This window comes from Streptomyces scabiei 87.22 (genome assembly GCF_000091305.1).
Lineage (GTDB): Bacteria > Actinomycetota > Actinomycetes > Streptomycetales > Streptomycetaceae > Streptomyces > Streptomyces scabiei.
On sequence record NC_013929.1, the window covers coordinates 10,010,743 to 10,025,966 of the forward strand.

13 protein-coding genes and 1 pseudogene are annotated in these 15,224 nt (G+C 69.1%); 8 read left to right on the top strand and 6 right to left on the bottom strand.

Features of this window, described 5'->3' with window-relative positions:
* Nucleotides 1–41 precede the first annotated feature (41 nt).
* Nucleotides 42–1,298, top strand: a complete 1,257-nt coding sequence (locus SCAB_RS42935) for an MFS transporter (protein ID WP_247194593.1) — start codon at nt 42–44, stop codon at nt 1,296–1,298.
* Between the two features lie 154 nt (nt 1,299–1,452).
* Here the strand turns inward: SCAB_RS42935 and SCAB_RS42940 are convergent, their stop codons facing one another.
* Nucleotides 1,453–1,950, bottom strand: a complete 498-nt coding sequence (locus SCAB_RS42940) for a hypothetical protein (protein WP_013006349.1) — start codon at nt 1,948–1,950, stop codon at nt 1,453–1,455.
* 1,042 nt (nt 1,951–2,992) lie between these two features.
* Between SCAB_RS42940 and SCAB_RS42945 the strand changes: the two genes are divergently transcribed.
* Nucleotides 2,993–3,637, top strand: a complete 645-nt coding sequence (locus SCAB_RS42945) for a hypothetical protein (RefSeq protein WP_013006350.1) — start codon at nt 2,993–2,995, stop codon at nt 3,635–3,637.
* Between the two features lie 153 nt (nt 3,638–3,790).
* Here the strand turns inward: SCAB_RS42945 and SCAB_RS42950 are convergent, their stop codons facing one another.
* A complete protein-coding gene (locus SCAB_RS42950) occupies nt 3,791–4,723 on the bottom strand; it encodes a threonine ammonia-lyase (protein ID WP_013006351.1) in 933 nt (310 codons plus the stop codon).
* A gap of 152 nt (nt 4,724–4,875) precedes the next feature.
* Between SCAB_RS42950 and SCAB_RS42955 the strand changes: the two genes are divergently transcribed.
* Entirely contained in the window at nt 4,876–5,142 is a 267-nt protein-coding gene (locus SCAB_RS42955; protein WP_013006352.1) for a hypothetical protein, read from the top strand.
* A gap of 44 nt (nt 5,143–5,186) precedes the next feature.
* On the opposite strand, the gene SCAB_RS42960 is transcribed toward SCAB_RS42955, so the two are convergent.
* Genes SCAB_RS42960 through SCAB_RS42970 form a run of 3 tightly spaced genes read right to left on the bottom strand, consistent with a single transcriptional unit; the run spans nt 5,187 to nt 8,316 of the window.
* Complete coding sequence (locus SCAB_RS42960; RefSeq protein WP_078580277.1) at nt 5,187–6,098, bottom strand: carbohydrate ABC transporter permease; 912 nt, start codon at nt 6,096–6,098, stop codon at nt 5,187–5,189.
* On the bottom strand, nt 6,098–7,000 hold the full coding sequence (locus tag SCAB_RS42965) for a carbohydrate ABC transporter permease (RefSeq protein ID WP_013006354.1): 903 nt from the start codon (nt 6,998–7,000) through the stop codon (nt 6,098–6,100). The genes SCAB_RS42960 and SCAB_RS42965 overlap by 1 nt, the downstream gene beginning before the upstream one ends.
* Nucleotides 6,997–8,316: an extracellular solute-binding protein gene (locus SCAB_RS42970; protein WP_013006355.1), complete on the bottom strand. Its 1,320-nt coding sequence runs from the start codon at nt 8,314–8,316 to the stop codon at nt 6,997–6,999. The genes SCAB_RS42965 and SCAB_RS42970 overlap by 4 nt, the downstream gene beginning before the upstream one ends.
* A gap of 189 nt (nt 8,317–8,505) precedes the next feature.
* On the opposite strand from SCAB_RS42970, the gene SCAB_RS42975 reads away from it, so the two are divergent.
* The 4 genes and pseudogenes from SCAB_RS42975 to SCAB_RS45765 form a co-directional block, all read left to right on the top strand.
* A complete protein-coding gene (locus SCAB_RS42975; protein WP_041670224.1) occupies nt 8,506–9,537 on the top strand; it encodes a LacI family DNA-binding transcriptional regulator in 1,032 nt (343 codons plus the stop codon).
* Nucleotides 9,538–9,582: 45 nt separating this feature from the next.
* Complete coding sequence (locus SCAB_RS42980) at nt 9,583–11,898, top strand: beta-xylosidase/alpha-l-arabinosidase (RefSeq protein WP_013006357.1); 2,316 nt, start codon at nt 9,583–9,585, stop codon at nt 11,896–11,898.
* Nucleotides 11,899–12,627: 729 nt separating this feature from the next.
* Nucleotides 12,628–13,251 (top strand): DUF6924 domain-containing protein, encoded by a 624-nt coding sequence (locus SCAB_RS48010; RefSeq protein WP_013006359.1) that lies wholly within the window; start codon nt 12,628–12,630, stop codon nt 13,249–13,251.
* A 27-nt stretch (nt 13,252–13,278) separates the two neighbouring features.
* A pseudogene (locus SCAB_RS45765) lies at nt 13,279–13,688 on the top strand (aminoglycoside adenylyltransferase domain-containing protein); the annotation flags it as partial.
* 292 nt (nt 13,689–13,980) lie between these two features.
* On the opposite strand, the gene SCAB_RS42995 reads toward SCAB_RS45765, so the two are convergent.
* Nucleotides 13,981–14,805 carry a S1 family peptidase gene (locus tag SCAB_RS42995; protein ID WP_041670225.1) on the bottom strand — a complete coding sequence of 275 codons (825 nt, stop codon included), beginning with the start codon at nt 14,803–14,805 and terminating at the stop codon, nt 13,981–13,983.
* Nucleotides 14,806–14,953: 148 nt separating this feature from the next.
* Between SCAB_RS42995 and SCAB_RS43000 the strand changes: the two genes are divergently transcribed.
* Nucleotides 14,954–15,223, top strand: a complete 270-nt coding sequence (locus SCAB_RS43000; protein WP_049875825.1) for a 2'-5' RNA ligase family protein — start codon at nt 14,954–14,956, stop codon at nt 15,221–15,223.
* The last annotated feature ends 1 nt before the right edge of the window (nt 15,224 follow it).

Below are 15,224 nucleotides of genomic sequence, written 5' to 3' on the forward strand. Positions count from 1 at the left end.
TCACCCAGGTTCGTTCCTACGAACGCAGCGTCCAGTTGTTGATGGTCAATCAGTTCACCATCAACCTGGGGTTCTACATGTTGATGCCGTACCTGGCCGCGCATCTGGCCGGTCCGGTGGGTCTGGCGGGCTGGCTGGTCGGGCTGATCCTCGGCGTACGCAACTTCAGCCAGCAGGGGATGTTCCTGCTCGGCGGAACGCTGGCCGACCGGCTGGGGTACAAGCCCATGATCATAGCCGGGCTGATGCTGCGCATCGTCGGCTTCGCGACCCTCGGGCTGGTGGAGTCCGTACCCGCCTTGCTGGCCGCTTCGGCGGCGACGGGGCTGGCGGGCGCGCTGTTCAACCCGGCCGTGCGGGCCTATCTGGCGGCGGACGCGGGCGAGCGGCGCATCGAGGCGTTCGCGCTGTTCAACATCTTCTATCAGGCCGGGATCCTGCTCGGCCCGCTGGTGGGCATGGTGCTGACCGGCGTGAGCTTCCGCGTCACGTGCCTTGTCGCGGCGGGGATCTTTGCTCTGCTGAGCGTCGTCCAGATCAGGGCCTTGCCCGATCGCCGGGGCGACGACGCCGAGGCCGAGGCCGACAGGAACGATCAGGGCGAGGGCGTGCTGAAGCAGTGGCGCGGCATCTTCGCCAACCGGCCGTTCCTGCTGTTCTCCATGGCCATGATCGGCTCGTACGTCATGTCCTTCCAGGTCTACCTTGCGTTGCCGCTCGAAGTACGGCGGCTCGGCGGTCAAGGGACCTTCGGAACCGCCGCGGTGGCGCTCCTCTTCGCCGTTTCCGGGCTGAGCACGATCCTCGGCCAGACGAAGGTGACCGCCTGGTGCAAGGCCCGAATGGAACCGGGCCGCGCACTGACCTGGGGGCTGCTGACCATGGGGCTGGCGTTCCTTCCGCTGCTGGTGGCCGCCGCGGCTCCGATACCGGACGGAGGCCCGGGGCTGTGGCTGCTGGCGGCCGTGCCGCCGGCGCTCTCCGCGCTGCTCCTGGCGGTCGGCACGATGATCGCGTACCCCTTCGAGATGGACACGATCGTCCGCCTCTCCGGCAACCGCCTCGTCGCCACCCACTACGGCCTGTACAACACCATCTGCGGCATCGGCATCACCCTCGGAAACCTGCTGACGGGTGTGGCGCTGGACGCTGCCCGGGGCGCCGGGATGTCCGCGCTGCCGTGGGTGGCGCTGCTGGCTCTCGGCCTCGCCTGCACGGCGGCTCTCCATGGGCTCCACCGCACGGGCCGCCTGGTACCACCAGCGCGTGAGGCACAGCCGGAGCCCACGAACGCATAACACGACGTTATGTGCCGGAGGGGGCGGACGAGTTGGCTTCCGTCCCCTCCGGTCGGTGACACCTACGTCGACGGCGGGGCGTGTGCACCTACGAGCCGGGACCTGACCCCGATCCTGAGCGCACGCGGGCACTGGATCCGTGGGCGGGAGTCGGCTATCCGCCGTGCATGGGGGAGCACGTGGGGGACGCGGCGAGGATCGGTCCGAGGAGGAGAAGGACGGCGACTCCCGCGGATGCGATCCAGACCGCGTACAACCCGACGTCATGCATGCGACGCCGTGTCACGACCCATGCGCCGGCACTGGCCAGCGATCCGACGGCAAGGGAGGCTGCCAGGCAGACCGGGACCATGAGTACGGGATCCAGGTACAACGGCACCGGAGGCGGAACCGTTTCGCACAGGTCGGCACCGGAAGCGAACAGCAGTAACGGCAGGCTGAAGCTGGTGAATGCAGCTACCGTCCAGGCGAGGGCAGACAACGAACGGCGGAGTATGCCCTTCCGCCCGGTGATGAGAGCGCCCAGGAGAGCTGCGCACATGAGCAGGATCGATGGGGCAGTCCCGATCACCCAGTGCCAGCCTAGCGGCGGCCGGGGCCGGTAACTGCCGGCCCAGTAGTTGTCGAAGGCCACGGCGACGGACAGCTCCATGACAAGTCCGGCCAGACCATACGCAGCCGAGCGGGCGTGCGGGGCGTCCGGGAAAGACGGCGGCCATAAGGCATGTGCGAGGCGGCCGTCCCGGCCGCCGCCTGGCCGACGGCTCTCGATCATGGTGCGCACAACGCTCCCTCAACCAGTCCGGCGTCATTGGAAGAAACAGACGTCACCAGCAACGTCCCAGTTCCCCCTCCTGCTTTCGGCCGCAGCTCGGACAGTGCCGCGCTGCCGCGGATGATCGGTGGGGGACGCTGCAGGACACAGAAGGCTCTTTCGTCGACAGGGCACGCGGAACACCGGCCACGGCAGGCACGCGTGGCGGACGACCGCGATCGGGTCGGGAGTCGCGGGATTCACGGCGGCCTACCTGCTGGGCCGGACCCGGTACGACGTGCTGTACGCGGCCGGTTCATCGTGCACCACCGGCGCAAGTATGGGCTGCGTGGACATTGCCGGGGATCCGCGCGCTCCTGTGTTGCGCGCTGGGCGGGACCGCCTCGCGAAAGCCGCCAAAATGCGGCGGGCGAGAGCGTCCCACGTCGGCCGACTTGCGTGTGTGTTCCGTGAACTCCCTTATCCACAACGGGAGTTGAGACCAGGCGCGGTCGTCTGGGCCGTGGGCCCGTCGGGTGGGGGCGTCAAGATCAATGCAAGCCCTTTCCCGCACCCGCTTTGGGTGGTCGTCGGACTTTGGCGACTGACTGTGGCTTGTCTGTAAAGAAGTTGGTGTGCGACACCAAGTGGGCTCTGAGCTGGATTTACGTGCCAGGGAAGATGTACCGGGCGACCGGTTTGGGCTGTTAGGGAGTCACGCTACTCGGATTGGCCCGTTACCGACAGTGTGGATCTTGCCTCGGACAACCATACTGAGTCCGCGCGACAACGGGGGCTCATGTTGCGTCTTGAACCGCAACGCAACGCAGGAGACGCGGCGCCACTGACCAGGCGCCGCCGAGGTTCACGCGGCCATCGCGTTCACTCACGCCGATCCGTGGCCGCCGTGTGCCCACGATGCCCTGGGAGGGGAAGCAGTATGAGGAATTCACGCCTGAGAGGGCTCTCCGGTGCCCTCGCCGTCGGCGCGCTCATCGCCGGTCTGTCCGGTTCGACGGCGCAGGCATCGGAGAGCACCGCTGCCGCTGCCGTGGCGGAGATCGGTATCCGGTTCAACCCGGACGGCGATGCCGGGCAGTGCGGAGGGTTGGCGGGGCAGCAGTGGGGCCGCAGCCCGGACTTCACCCGGTCGATCCGATTCGACACCGACAACCGCTCGGGCGGCTGTCAGCTGTCCTTCGGCGTCTTCGACCCGGACAACACGCTCTCGGGCGCGTCCATCACCTACGGCTTCCGGGCCACTGCCGGCGGTGATGCGGGACAGTGCGGAAACCCGGGCACCTATCAGATGCCGATCCAGCGGTTCAAGACCTTCGGGTCCCAGGTCCGGGTCGACACCGACGGCAGGCCGGGTGGCTGCAACCTCACCTTCGCAGTCTCGGGTCGCTCCGACGTCATCCTCGAGGTGAGGTACTTCGCGGACGGCGACGGCGGCCAGTGCCAGAACTCCCTGCCCTCTGACCAGAACCACACGGCGTTCGCGGGCAGCCCGGTGACCATCGGCATCGACACCGACGGGCGCTCCGGGGGCTGCCAGATGCAGCTGCGACTGCAGAAGGTCTAGAAGTCGGGTCCCAGTACTTCGGCCGGTTCGCCACAGTACGGCCGGCAGGGGTACGGCGGTAGCGGGCACGCTGGTCTCTGGGCGCGCCCGCTCTGCCGCTCTCTCACGAAGAAGCATGGGGCACCGGCTGCACCCGCGGTTGACCCGGAATCGTCAAGATCGGCGGTGGGGAGCCCCGCCGACCCATCGGTGGTAGGCGTCTACGTCGACATTACTGCCGCACACGATGGTGACGACGTGCCGACCGGCGAAGCGGTCACGGTCCTCGAGGATCGCGGCGATGCCGAGCGCGGCCGAAGGTTCGACGACCAGGCCGGCGTGGTCGAGGAGCATCCGCATACCGGCGACGATCGACGCCTCCTGGACCAGGACGGCGTCGTCGGCGACCAGGAGGAGGTCGTCCAGGACGGCCGGGATGGGATACCGACCGGCGACGCCGTCAGCGATGGTGTCGGTCGAGTCGGTGGTGACGATACGCCGCTCGCGCCACGAGTGTGTCAGCGCCGGTGCGCCCAGCGGCTGGACGCAGATCACCTCGACTTCGGGTGCCAATGCCTTCATCACATGCCCCACGCCGGTGGCCAGCGCCCCGCCACCGAGAGCGATCAGGACGGTGTCGAACGACGGCGCGGCGTCCACCAGTTCCAGGCCGATGGTCGCCGCGCCCTCGCAGGTCTCGATGTCCAGGCTGTCTTCGACCAGCCGGATGCCGTCGTACCGCGCGATGGCCGCCGCCCGCTCGCGGGCTGTCTCGTGGTCACCGTCCACCAGTTCCAACACGGCGCCCAATGCGCGGATGCGATCGAGCTTGGCCCGAGTCGCAAAGCGGGATGCCACGACGGTGACGTCCAGCCCCCGGCCGCGGCCGGACCACGCGAGGGCTTGGCCGAGGTTGCCCGCGCTCGCGCACACTGCGGCTCGCGAGGCATTCTCGGCGAGCAGGCTCGCGACTACCTCGGTGCCGCGGGCCTTGAAGCTGCGTACCGGGTTCGCCGTTTCGAGTTTGATGCTCACCGTGCACCCGAGGCCGGGCTCCAGCGCCTCGCAGTGGTACAGCGGAGTGTCGAGAAAGACCGGGTCGATCATCCGGCGAGCCGCCCGGATCCGAGCAGTGTCGAGACGCGTCTCCTTCACGGCACAGCAGCGTAGCGCCACCGGCGTAGGTCCATGAGCAACTGTGCGGATTCGTAAGCCGGTTCAGTCGCACCGCACAGCATCCAACCGAGGACACTGAGGCCATGCGCATCGATGGGACTGCCAAGGTGACGGCCGTCAGGACCGGAGTGGCCTTGGCGGCCGTCATCGCCTCCCCGCTCCTCCTCGTGGCCGGGGCTCCTCGGCGCAGCCCCTACCTGCGCCGGATCTACCGCGACGGTGCACCGCCCCCGGTGGACAAGGAGCACGGCCAAGTCGGCGTTCACTACATCGCCGTGACCAGCGCCATCGCGCAGTGGCTCTGCGTACCTTCCCAGGCGCTGACCTCGCGTGCCCGAGCCGGTCGGTGAGGAGGCGGCCGGCGGCGTCACCCGAAGCGGATCGGCGGCGGCTGCTACTTGCCGAAGCCTGCGGTGAGGCCGCCGATCAACTGGCGGCGGCCGAGGACGTAGAGGGCCAGGATCGGGAGGGTGGACAGGACGACGGCGGCGAGGATGGCGGGGATGTTGATGGTGAACTCGCCCTGGAAGCTCCACACGAACAGCGGCAGGACGCGTTTGTCGGGGCTCTGGGTGAGGATCAGCGGGAAGAGGAAGCCGTTCCAGACGTTGAGCGCGTCGTAGATGGTCACGGTGATCAGCGCGGGCCGGGAGAGCGGCAGTGCCAGACTCCACAGCATGCGCCAGTGGCCCGCGCCGTCCGCCCGCATCGACTCGTACAGCTCGTCCGGGATGTCCCTCAGGAAGTTGACGAGGATGATCACCGTGAGCGGGATGGCGAACGCCGCCGAGGGGAGCACGACCGCGCCCAGGGTGTCGTACATCTGCGCCTTGGCGATCAGGTAGTACACCGGGATGATCGTGGCCTGCAGCGGGATGGCGAGTCCCAGCAGGAAGACGCTGAACGCCCAGCGCAGGGCCAGGCCGGTGCCGCGGACGATGGCGTAGGCGGCCAGGAAGGACACCACCAGGGTCAGCAGTGTGGCGCCGGTCGTCACCACGACGCTGTTCCACAGGAAGTGGGCGAACCCGTTGTCCAGGACGAGGCGGTAGTTGTCCAGTGTCGGGTGGGTCGGGACCGCGAGGGGGTTGGCGTCGAAGAAGCCCTCACGGGTGCGGAGGCTGGTGACGACGACCCAGTACACCGGTACGAGGACGATCAGCAGCCAGACCAGGCCGCCGAGGGCACCCGGCGCATTGACGCGGCGCAGGCGGGAGAGGACACCCGGCGGCGTGGACGGCGCCGCGGACGGCCTTGTCGCACCGGCTTCGGAATCGATCTGCGGGGCGTGGGAGAGCGTGGACATCACACACCTGCCTGCTGGCTGCGCATCCGGGAGAAGCCGGAGAAGCGGACGACGATCAGGGAGAGGAGGAGGCCGGCGGCGACAAGCACGACGGAGATCGCGCTGGCGAGGCCCATCTCGTTGCTCTGGAAGCCGGTGATGTACATGTCGAGCGGGAGGAGTCGGGTGGCATAGCCGGGGCCGCCGCCGGTGAGGACGAAGACGAGGTCGAAGTAGGTGAGCGAGCCGACCAGCATCAGCATCGACGAGGTGACGACGGTGTAGCGCAGCTGGGGGAGGGTGATGTGCCAGAACTGGGCGAGCCGGCCCGCCCCGTCGATCGCTGCGGCCTCGTACAGGGAGCCCGGGATCTGCCGGGTGCCCGCCTGGTAGAGGAGGGTGTGGAACGGTACGAACTGCCAGGCGATGACGAACACGATCGCGTAGAAGGCGAGTTCGGGATCGCCCAGCCAGTTCTGGTTCAGCAGGGGCAGGTCGAGGCCGGCGCCCAGGCCGAAGTTGGGGTCGAGCAGGCTCTTGAAGATGATGGCGACGGCCGCCGTGGAGATCAGCAGCGGGACGAAGTAGAAGACCGCGAGAAGGGTTCGGTAACGCTGCTTTCCGGCGACGAAGACCCCCAGCAGCAGGCTGATCGGGGTCTGGACCAGCCAGGAGACCAGCATGAACTTGAGGGTGAGCCAGAGCGCGTGCCGGGTGACGTCACCGGTCAGCACCTCGCGCCAGTTGTCGGCGCCGGCCCACGCCGGACTTCCCAGCCCGTCCCAGCGGGTGAAGCTGAGGTAGACGACGATCCCCATCGGCACCAGCGCGAAGACGGCGAAGAGCAGCAGGGCGGGCAGGGCCATGAGGAAGGGCGGGCCGCCCTGCTGCCGGGGTGACGCGGCGACCTTGGCGGTGCTCACTTCGCCGCCGCCTCGTCCATCTGCGCGCAGAACTGCTCCGGGCTGATCTGCCCGAGGAACAGCTGGTCGAGGCGGGTGAGCAGATCGTTGCCGAGTTCGGGACTGAGGGCCTGGTCCCAGGAGAGCTGGAAGTTCTCGGCGTCGCGCGTGAGGTGGTAGACGTACGACGACCAGTCCGCGTTGTCCGACGCCTTGATCTTGGCGTCCAGGTCCTTCACCGGCGGGACGTCGCCGTTCTTGAGCAGGTTGTCGATGTACGTGTCGTTGTAGACGCCGTCCTTGAGGTACGACACGGCCGTCTTCTTCTCCTTGGCGCTCGCCTGCGCGGACAGGGAGAAGAAGTTGGCGGTGTTGCCGACGATGTTGCTCCCGCTGCCCTTGCCGCCGGTGACGGCCGGGAAGCCGGACCAGCCGAGTTTCCCCGCGGAGACGAACTCGGGTGCGGCGGTGGCGATGGTCCCGTACCCCCAGCTGCCCTGGAGGATCATCGCGGCTTTGCCGGTGTAGAGCTGGGCCTCGGCCTGGCCGGTGTCGGCGGAGACGGAGGTGAAGCCCTTGGCGAAGCCGCCCGCGTCGACGAGCTGTCTGATCATCTGGGCGGCCTTCAGGACGGCCGGGTCGGACCAGGCGCCCTTCTTGCCGTCGGCGATGGCGGCGAAGGTGCCGGGGCCGCCGACGCGGTCGACGAGGTACTCCAGCCACATCAGGTCCGGCCACTTGGAGGCGCCGCCCATGGAGATCGGCGCGATGCCCTCGTCCTTGAACTTCTTCACCAGGGAGAGCAGGTCGTCCCAGGTCTTCGGCGGCTCGGCGCCGGCCTTCTCGAACAGCTCCTGGTTGAAGTACAGGACCACGGGCTGCACACCGTTGACGGGCACGCCGTAGGTCTTGCCGTCGAAGGTGGCCGACTTCAGGACGGAGGGGAAGATGCGGTCCTTCCATTCCGGGGCGGCGTCGAGGTCGGCGGTGAGATCGGCGACCTTGCCGGCGTCCACATAGCTCTTGAGGCCGCCGCCGCCCCAGTTCTCGAAGAGGACCGGGCCGTTGCCGGCGCCGACGGCGGTGCGCAGCTTCTGCTTGTAGGGGTCGTTCTGGAAGTACTGGTAGGTGACCTTGCTGTCCGGGTGCTGCTTGTTCCACTCGGTGGCGGAGGCCCGGAAGGTCGCCTCGGACCCCTGGGTCAGGGCCCAGACCAGCGCGCCGCCACCGGCTCCGCCGTCGATGCTGCGCCCGCCGCTTCCGCAGGCGGTCACGGTGAGGGTGAGTGCCGCCGCAGCGGCGGTGACCATGACACGGATCGGGGTTCTCAGGACCATCGGGAGCTCCTTCGCTCTGCAGAGTCCGGTTCGAAAATTTTCGAAAACTCTGCGATTTCTGGCCGATAAGGTAGGTCCGCGGTCCGAAGTGGTCAAGACGGTCCGCGGATTATTCTTCGAGGCAATTCCGCTCTGGACCGGCCCGAAAGGTTTGCGCTACCGTCCCCGTAAACGTTCGAAAGGATCAGCATGGCGAAGAGAGCCGTTACGCGGAGCCGGACCACCCTGACCGGTGTTGCCGAAGCGGCCGGGGTCTCTGTTGCCACCGTGTCGAAGGTGGTCAACGGTCGCAGCGACGTCTCTCCCGAGACCCGGGCGCGCGTCGAGCAACTGCTCGTCGAGCACGACTACGTGGCCCGCGGCCCGGGCGGCGCGCAGTCGCCGGTGCGCACGATCGACCTGACCTTCGACGCGCTGGTCAACCCCAACAACCTGGTCATCGCGCAGGGGGTGATCCAGGCGGCGGGCGAGGCGGGCGTCGACGTCGTCCTCGGCACGGCTCCCGACGACCCACTGGGTGCGGCCTGGGCCCGGAAGATCACCAACGCCGGCCGGGAGGGCGTCATCCTGGTGACCTCCGAGCTGAGCGCACGGCAGCGCGCCCAGTTCGCGCAGGCCGACATCCCGGTGGTGCTGATCGACCCGACGAACGTGCCGGACGAGAGCGTGCCGAGCATCGGCGCGACCAACTTCACCGGCGGCATGACCGCGACCGAGCACCTGCTGAAACTCGGCCACCGGCGGATCGCGATGATCGAGGGCCGGCACGACGCCGTATGCAACACCGCCCGTCTGCACGGCTACCAGGCCGCGCTCACCGGCGCCGGCATCACCCCCGACACACGGCTCATCAAGCAGGGCGACTTCCGTTTCGAGCCCGCGCACCGGGCGGCCCTGGAACTCTTCGCCCTCGACGACCCGCCGACCGCGGTCTTCGCCGGCAACGACCAGTCGGCGTTCGGCGTCATCGAGGCCGCTCGCCGGCACGGCCTGCGGGTGCCCGAGGACCTCAGCGTCGTCGGTTTCGACGACACCGGCGCGGCCAGCACCTCGGCCCCACCTCTGACCACCGTCCGTCAGCCCTTCGTCGAGATCGGCCGCGCCGCGCTGCGCACCCTGCTCCGGCTCACGGCGGGAGAGCCCCTGGACAGCCACCGGGTGGAGCTGGCCACCCAGCTCGTCGTCCGCTCCTCCACCGCCCCGCCGCCCCCTTCCTCCTAGACAGCCCCCCGGCGACCACCGCCCACTCCACCCCGAGGACATGCCATGACCACGCCTTGGGCCGATCCGGCCTGCCCCCGTGACGACAGGGTCGAGGCCCTGCTCGCCCAGATGACCCTGGAAGAGAAAATCGCCCAGCTCGGCAGCGCCTGGCCGGGTGTGGAACACGTCAGCGGCAACGTGGCCCCCATGCAGGACGTCTTCGCCCGCCACACCGAGTTCGAGCAGGCCAGCAAGGACGGACTGGGCCATCTCACCCGCCCGTTCGGCACCAAGCCGGTCGACCCGTCGACGGGGGCAACCCAACTGGCTTCGATTCAGCGCGAGTTGATGGATGCTACCCGGCTGGGCATCCCCGCCATCGCCCACGAGGAGTGCCTGACCGGGTTCACCGCGCACCACGCGACGGTCTTCCCCACCGCCCTCGCCTGGGCCGCCGCCTTCCACCCCGGACTCGTCGAACGCATGGCGGGCGCCATCGGCACGAGCATGCGCCGGGTCGGCGTCCACCAGGGGCTCTCACCGGTCCTGGACGTCGTCCGTGACTACCGCTGGGGCCGGGTCGAGGAGACCCTCGGCGAGGACCCCTACCTCGTCGCGGCCAACGGCACCGCCTATGTGCGCGGCCTGGAGAACGCCGGGATCATCGCCACCCTCAAGCACTTCGCGGGGTACTCCGCCTCCAAGGGTGCCCGCAACCACGCACCCGTCTCCATGGGCCCGCGGGAGCTCGCCGACGTGATCCTGCCTCCGTTCGAGGCGGCCCTACGGGACGGCGGCGCCCGCTCGGTCATGAACTCCTACGCCGACGTGGACGGCGTACCGGCGGGCGCGGACGCCGGACTGCTCACCCGGCTCCTGCGCGAGGAGTGGGGCTTCGAGGGGACGGTCGTCTCCGACTACTGGTCGGTCGCCTTCCTCCGCACGATGCACCGCATCGGCGAGACGTACGGCGAGGCCGGCGCCCGCGCCCTCGAAGCCGGCATCGACGTCGAACTCCCCGACACCCTCTGCTACGGCGAACCCCTCGCCGAACTCGTCCGCGAAGGCACCGTCCCGGAGGACCTGGTCGACCGCGCCGTACGCCGCGTACTGCGTCAGAAGGTCGAACTGGGCCTCCTCGACGCCGCCTTCGACCCGGAAGCCACCACTGCCGGCTCCACCGAACCGATCGACCTCGACCCGCCCGAGCACCGCGCCCTGGCCCGCGCCCTCGCCGAGCAGAGCGTCGTCCTGCTCGACAACCGCGCCGGCATCCTCCCCCTGGCCGCCGACACCGCCTCCCTCGCCCTCGTCGGCCCCTGCGCCGACGACCCGAACGCCTTCTTCGGCTGCTACTCCTTCCCCAACCACGTCCTGCCCCACCACCCCGGCCACGACAACGGCGTCGAGGCCCGCTCCCTGCTGGACGCCCTGACCACGGAGCTGCCCGGGACTCTGATCGCCCACGAACAGGGCTGCCCCGTCAAGGACGCCGACCGCGACGGCATCGACGCGGCCGTGGTGGCGGCCCGGAACGCCGATGTCTGTATCGCCGTCGTCGGCGACCGGGCGGGCCTCTTCGGGCTCGGCACCTCCGGCGAGGGCTGCGACGCCGAGGACCTCTCCCTGCCCGGAGTGCAGGACGAACTGGTCGAGGCGCTGCTGGCCACCGGCACCCCCGTCGTCCTGCTCGTCGTCTCGGGACGCCCCTACGCCCTCGGCGCGTACACCGACCGCGCGGCTGCGATCGTCCAGGCGTTCTTCCCCGGTGAGGAGGGCGGCCCCGCCCTGGCCGGCATCCTCGCCGGACGTGTCGTGCCGTCGGGAAAGCTGCCCGTCCAGGTCCCGCGCACCCCGGGCGGCCAGCCCGGCACCTACCTGCACGCGCCGCTGGGGGGCAACACCCAGGGGGTCAGCAACCTCGACCCGACACCCGCCTACCCGTTCGGCCACGGACTCTCGTACACGAGCTTCGCGTACGACGCTCTCACCCTGAGCGCCGGCACCGTCCCCACCGACGGAGCGGTCGACATCAGCTGCCTCGTCCGCAACACCGGCGACCGCCCCGGCACGGAGGTCGTCCAGCTCTACACCGCCGACCCGATCGCCCGGCTCCCACGCCCCGTCACGCAGTTGACCGGATTCACCCGGGTCCGGCTCGACCCCGGCGAGCAGCGCAGGGTCACCTTCCGTCTCCACACCGACCGTCTCGCGTACACCGGTCCCGACCTGCACCGCATCGTCGAACCCGGCGACATCACCGTCATGCTCGGCGCCTCCAGCACCGACATCCGTCTCACCGGCACGCTCCGCCTCACCGGCCCGGTCCGCAGGGCTGGCCACGACCGGGTCCTGCACACCCCGGCACACACCGACTGAGTGGCGCCGCGACGACTGTCCGGACCACGGGTTGGCTGCCGCCCGGTCTCATTGGGGCCAGGTCTGCAGCGGCACGCCTGGACAGGTCGTTCTGCAACGGGATACTCGTGATGACCGCCCATTCGGGGCCGTGCCCGGGTCAAAGAGTGGTGCGTGTGCCTGGTTCGCGACGCCCACGGGATGATCGCTGAGGCAGAATCAGATCCATGGGCATGTCGACCGATTCCACTGCTCTGTATCCCGACATTGCTAAGGCAGGGAGCCTCGCCGCGGCGCTCCGAGCCGCCGCAATCCAGGACGGCTTCTCGGTCCCGTTCTCCGCGTCGGAATCCGCCCCACTGTGCCATGCCGCCGTCGCGAGCAGTGTTCCGCACCGGACGGCCTTGGAGATCACCGCGTGGGTAGCCGAACGGCGGTGGTCGATCTGCGGCTGCGAGAGGCCGAGGTCGCCCGGGCGGCGCATGCCTGGCACGACGGTGCAGCGCTGACCGACATCGCCCGAGCCGCATCGTTCGTGCACCTCACCGGCCGCTTCGAGGTGGCCGGCCATGAACCGGTGCGACTGGCCGAGTCCGAGTGGCAGCACCTGCTCACGGAGGCCGGCGAGGTGGATTGGCCCGAGTACCGCGCGCTCGTGGAGGCGGCATACGCCGAACCGGCACTGCGGGGGCTCTACCCCTTCAGGAGCCACTGGACGCTGCGTTGTCCACCAGTAGCCGCCCTCGCCTCATGGACCTTCCGGTGTGCATGGACGCGCATCGGGACAGCCGCTACACCCTCAGTGCCGGCTTCATGGGCGAGATCCTTGTCGACACGATCAAGGTGGAGGACGCAGTCTCGGCAGCCGTGCGCCATCTGTCCTCCGGCCTGGGGCCTGTCATTCTGGAGCCGTCTGAGAAGCGCCTGGTCCCGGGTGGAAGGATGACGTGCATGCACCTGCCTCAGCCAGATGATCTGACCTCGCTGGTCCTGCGCACCGACTTCAGCAGCGAGACGGCCTGGGAGACGGTGCAAGCGGCGATCGACAGTTCGGGCGATCACCGCGACGCGACCTTCGTGAGTGACTCCTCCTTCACCGATGTCAGCGTTCAAGCGCTGGTCGACGCGGATGCCGCCGCTGATGACGAGAGCAAGCTGTGTTACGTGTTCCTCGCTGACGCGACCACCATGACCGGCGAGGAGCATCCGCTCCTGGCCGTCGACCTGTATGACGAACCGGGGCGGACGTTCCGAGTTCCGCCCCGTTGGTACGCCGATGTCTCCAACAACCTGACCATCGCCAACATGGACTTCTCGGAGTTCGCCGACGCCACCGACGCATCGGGCACGTACCGCGGCTTCGAGGATGGCTGAGTCCGTGCGGCGGTTTTGGCTTCGCCTCAGTCCGAGGGCCGGCCGTGGCGGTACCCGCCGACCGGCGACTTCCTCTACGGCGCGTGGCTGCGTGCGGAGTACGAGGCCGGGAAGGTCCCTCAGCGGAGCCGATGCCCGACCTGGCCCTGCTGATCGCCATGGCGCTGTCCGGCGACCACCCCTCACTGGCTCGGGCCCCGCGGAGGTCCTCGACCCGGTTCCGCAGGCCGACCTGGTCAGGGCGAGCGTGGCGGGTATCCCCAGCCTGCTCGACGACCTGGACAGCGACACCCGCGACGTGGTGCTGACCTCGCCCGCATCTGGACCACGCTCGCCACTGGCCAGATCAAGCCGAAGAACGCCGCTGCCGACTGGGCCTCGCCCAGCTCCCGCCCGAGCATCGCCCCGCGCTCGTACACCTCAGGCAGCTCTCTCTCGACTGTCTGGTGCGCCTCGTCGCTCAGGGACACCAGGGACCGCCCGGCCCTCGCGGCGAGTCCCTGCCCCGAGCACCGCGCGGACCGAGTCCTGTTCGGCCCCCCCCGGGAGGGCCAGGGCGGGCGGCTGGGCGGACCGGCGCCGCACGGCTCTCAGACGAATCCCCCGCGCCCCCGCCGGACGGCCTCGTACGACGACGGAGGGCCGTCCGGACCGGAGGCGGGCCGGACAGGCTCTGCGGTGCGGACGATGCCGCTCAAGGATCGGAATCGTGCTGACCCTGCATCGGCCCTACGGTTTCGGCAGGGTGCACCCGGCGGAGTTCAGGTCCAGCTGGTTGCCGGTCGTGAAGCAGGCCGGGATCTGGTAGGTCTGCTGGCCGTAGTTGATGCCCTTGCGAACGGTGACGTTGCCCCTCGGGTCCACCTCGCAGGGATTGTTCAACGTGCAGGAGGCGCCGTTCTCGTTGCCGGTGTTGTGTACGGCGACGACCTCACCGGTGGACTGGTCGATCACCGGAGAGCCGGAGGTGCCGCCGACGGTCTGGCAGGCAGAGGTGTAGCGGACCGAGTCCTTCCAGGTCCACTTGCCCTCCTTGAGCCGGTGCACGAACCCGTCGATGTTGCAGTCCAAAAGCTTCTTCCAGGCGCTGGACGCCACGGTGACAGCGGTGCCGGCGGTCGGCTGCGTGTCCCGCAGGGTCAGTGCCGTCACGCCGTACGAGCTCTTGATCGCCGCGTAGGTGGTGGTGGTCTGGTAGATCGCCACGTCCGTGTCGGTCATCGTCCCGTACGAGAGCTTCTCGGCCTTGAGAGTGGCGACCTGGGCGCCTGATGAGTCGAGCAGGCCGAACGGCCTGTTGGCCGACCGGTCGGTGATGACGACCCCCGGGTCCAGGAGGCTGCTGCAGTGGCCGTTCGAGAGCACCAGCGCTGGGTCGGTGTCCAGGGAGTCCGGGAAGCGGATGATCGAGCCGGAGCAGTTGCTGAGCTGCACCGTGCCGGCGAGGCTGACGGTCTTGAGCGTCGGCTCGGCCGCCATGGCCGCGGCCGCGGGCGTCGTGGCCGCTCCGGCGACGGCCCAGGCGACGATCGCGGCGGCGAGGGGCTTTCTCACGTGGGGGGTCTCCTCGGACGAGAAGGCGGCCGGAGACCTTCCGGCCACCTGTGATTGACATGCGCATTGTTGATCTGGGAGCGCAAGAGATCAAGGACCGTCTTTCAGCCGCAGCGGAGACCGCGCAGAGAGGAGAGCCCGGTGGTCGGTGTATCTCGCCCCTGAGCCGGACGCAGGCTTCAGGTGTCTCACCGGGGCGATCGTGGAGCGGTGGCCGGAACACCCGCCCTTCGGCGGGCAGTTCGACGATGCCGTCCCGCATCTGACCGTCGCCCAGGGCCAGGACGAAGCTGTCGTGGAGAAGATCGAGGCCGTTCTGCTCGCCGGTCTCCCAGTCGTGGCGTGGGTTTCCACGGTCGACTTGCTGGTCCACGATGGCACACGGTGGCGGCAGCGGGCTTCCTTCCCACTGGGGTAGG

Excerpts from the sequence above, each read along its gene's own strand:
- SCAB_RS42950 (WP_013006351.1), bottom strand. The coding sequence starts at position 4,723 with ATGATCGACCCGGTCTTTCTCGACACTCCGCTGTACCACTGCGAGGCG.
- SCAB_RS48010 (WP_013006359.1), top strand. The coding sequence starts at position 12,628 with ATGGACCTTCCGGTGTGCATGGACGCGCATCGGGACAGCCGCTACACC.
- SCAB_RS42960 (WP_078580277.1), bottom strand. The coding sequence starts at position 6,098 with ATGTCCACGCTCTCCCACGCCCCGCAGATCGATTCCGAAGCCGGTGCG.
- SCAB_RS42945 (WP_013006350.1), top strand. The coding sequence starts at position 2,993 with ATGAGGAATTCACGCCTGAGAGGGCTCTCCGGTGCCCTCGCCGTCGGC.
- SCAB_RS42935 (WP_247194593.1), top strand. The coding sequence starts at position 42 with ATGGTCAATCAGTTCACCATCAACCTGGGGTTCTACATGTTGATGCCG.
- SCAB_RS42980 (WP_013006357.1), top strand. The coding sequence starts at position 9,583 with ATGACCACGCCTTGGGCCGATCCGGCCTGCCCCCGTGACGACAGGGTC.
- SCAB_RS42940 (WP_013006349.1), bottom strand. The coding sequence starts at position 1,950 with ATGGAGCTGTCCGTCGCCGTGGCCTTCGACAACTACTGGGCCGGCAGT.
- SCAB_RS42955 (WP_013006352.1), top strand. The coding sequence starts at position 4,876 with ATGCGCATCGATGGGACTGCCAAGGTGACGGCCGTCAGGACCGGAGTG.
- SCAB_RS42970 (WP_013006355.1), bottom strand. The coding sequence starts at position 8,316 with ATGGTCCTGAGAACCCCGATCCGTGTCATGGTCACCGCCGCTGCGGCG.
- SCAB_RS42975 (WP_041670224.1), top strand. The coding sequence starts at position 8,506 with ATGGCGAAGAGAGCCGTTACGCGGAGCCGGACCACCCTGACCGGTGTT.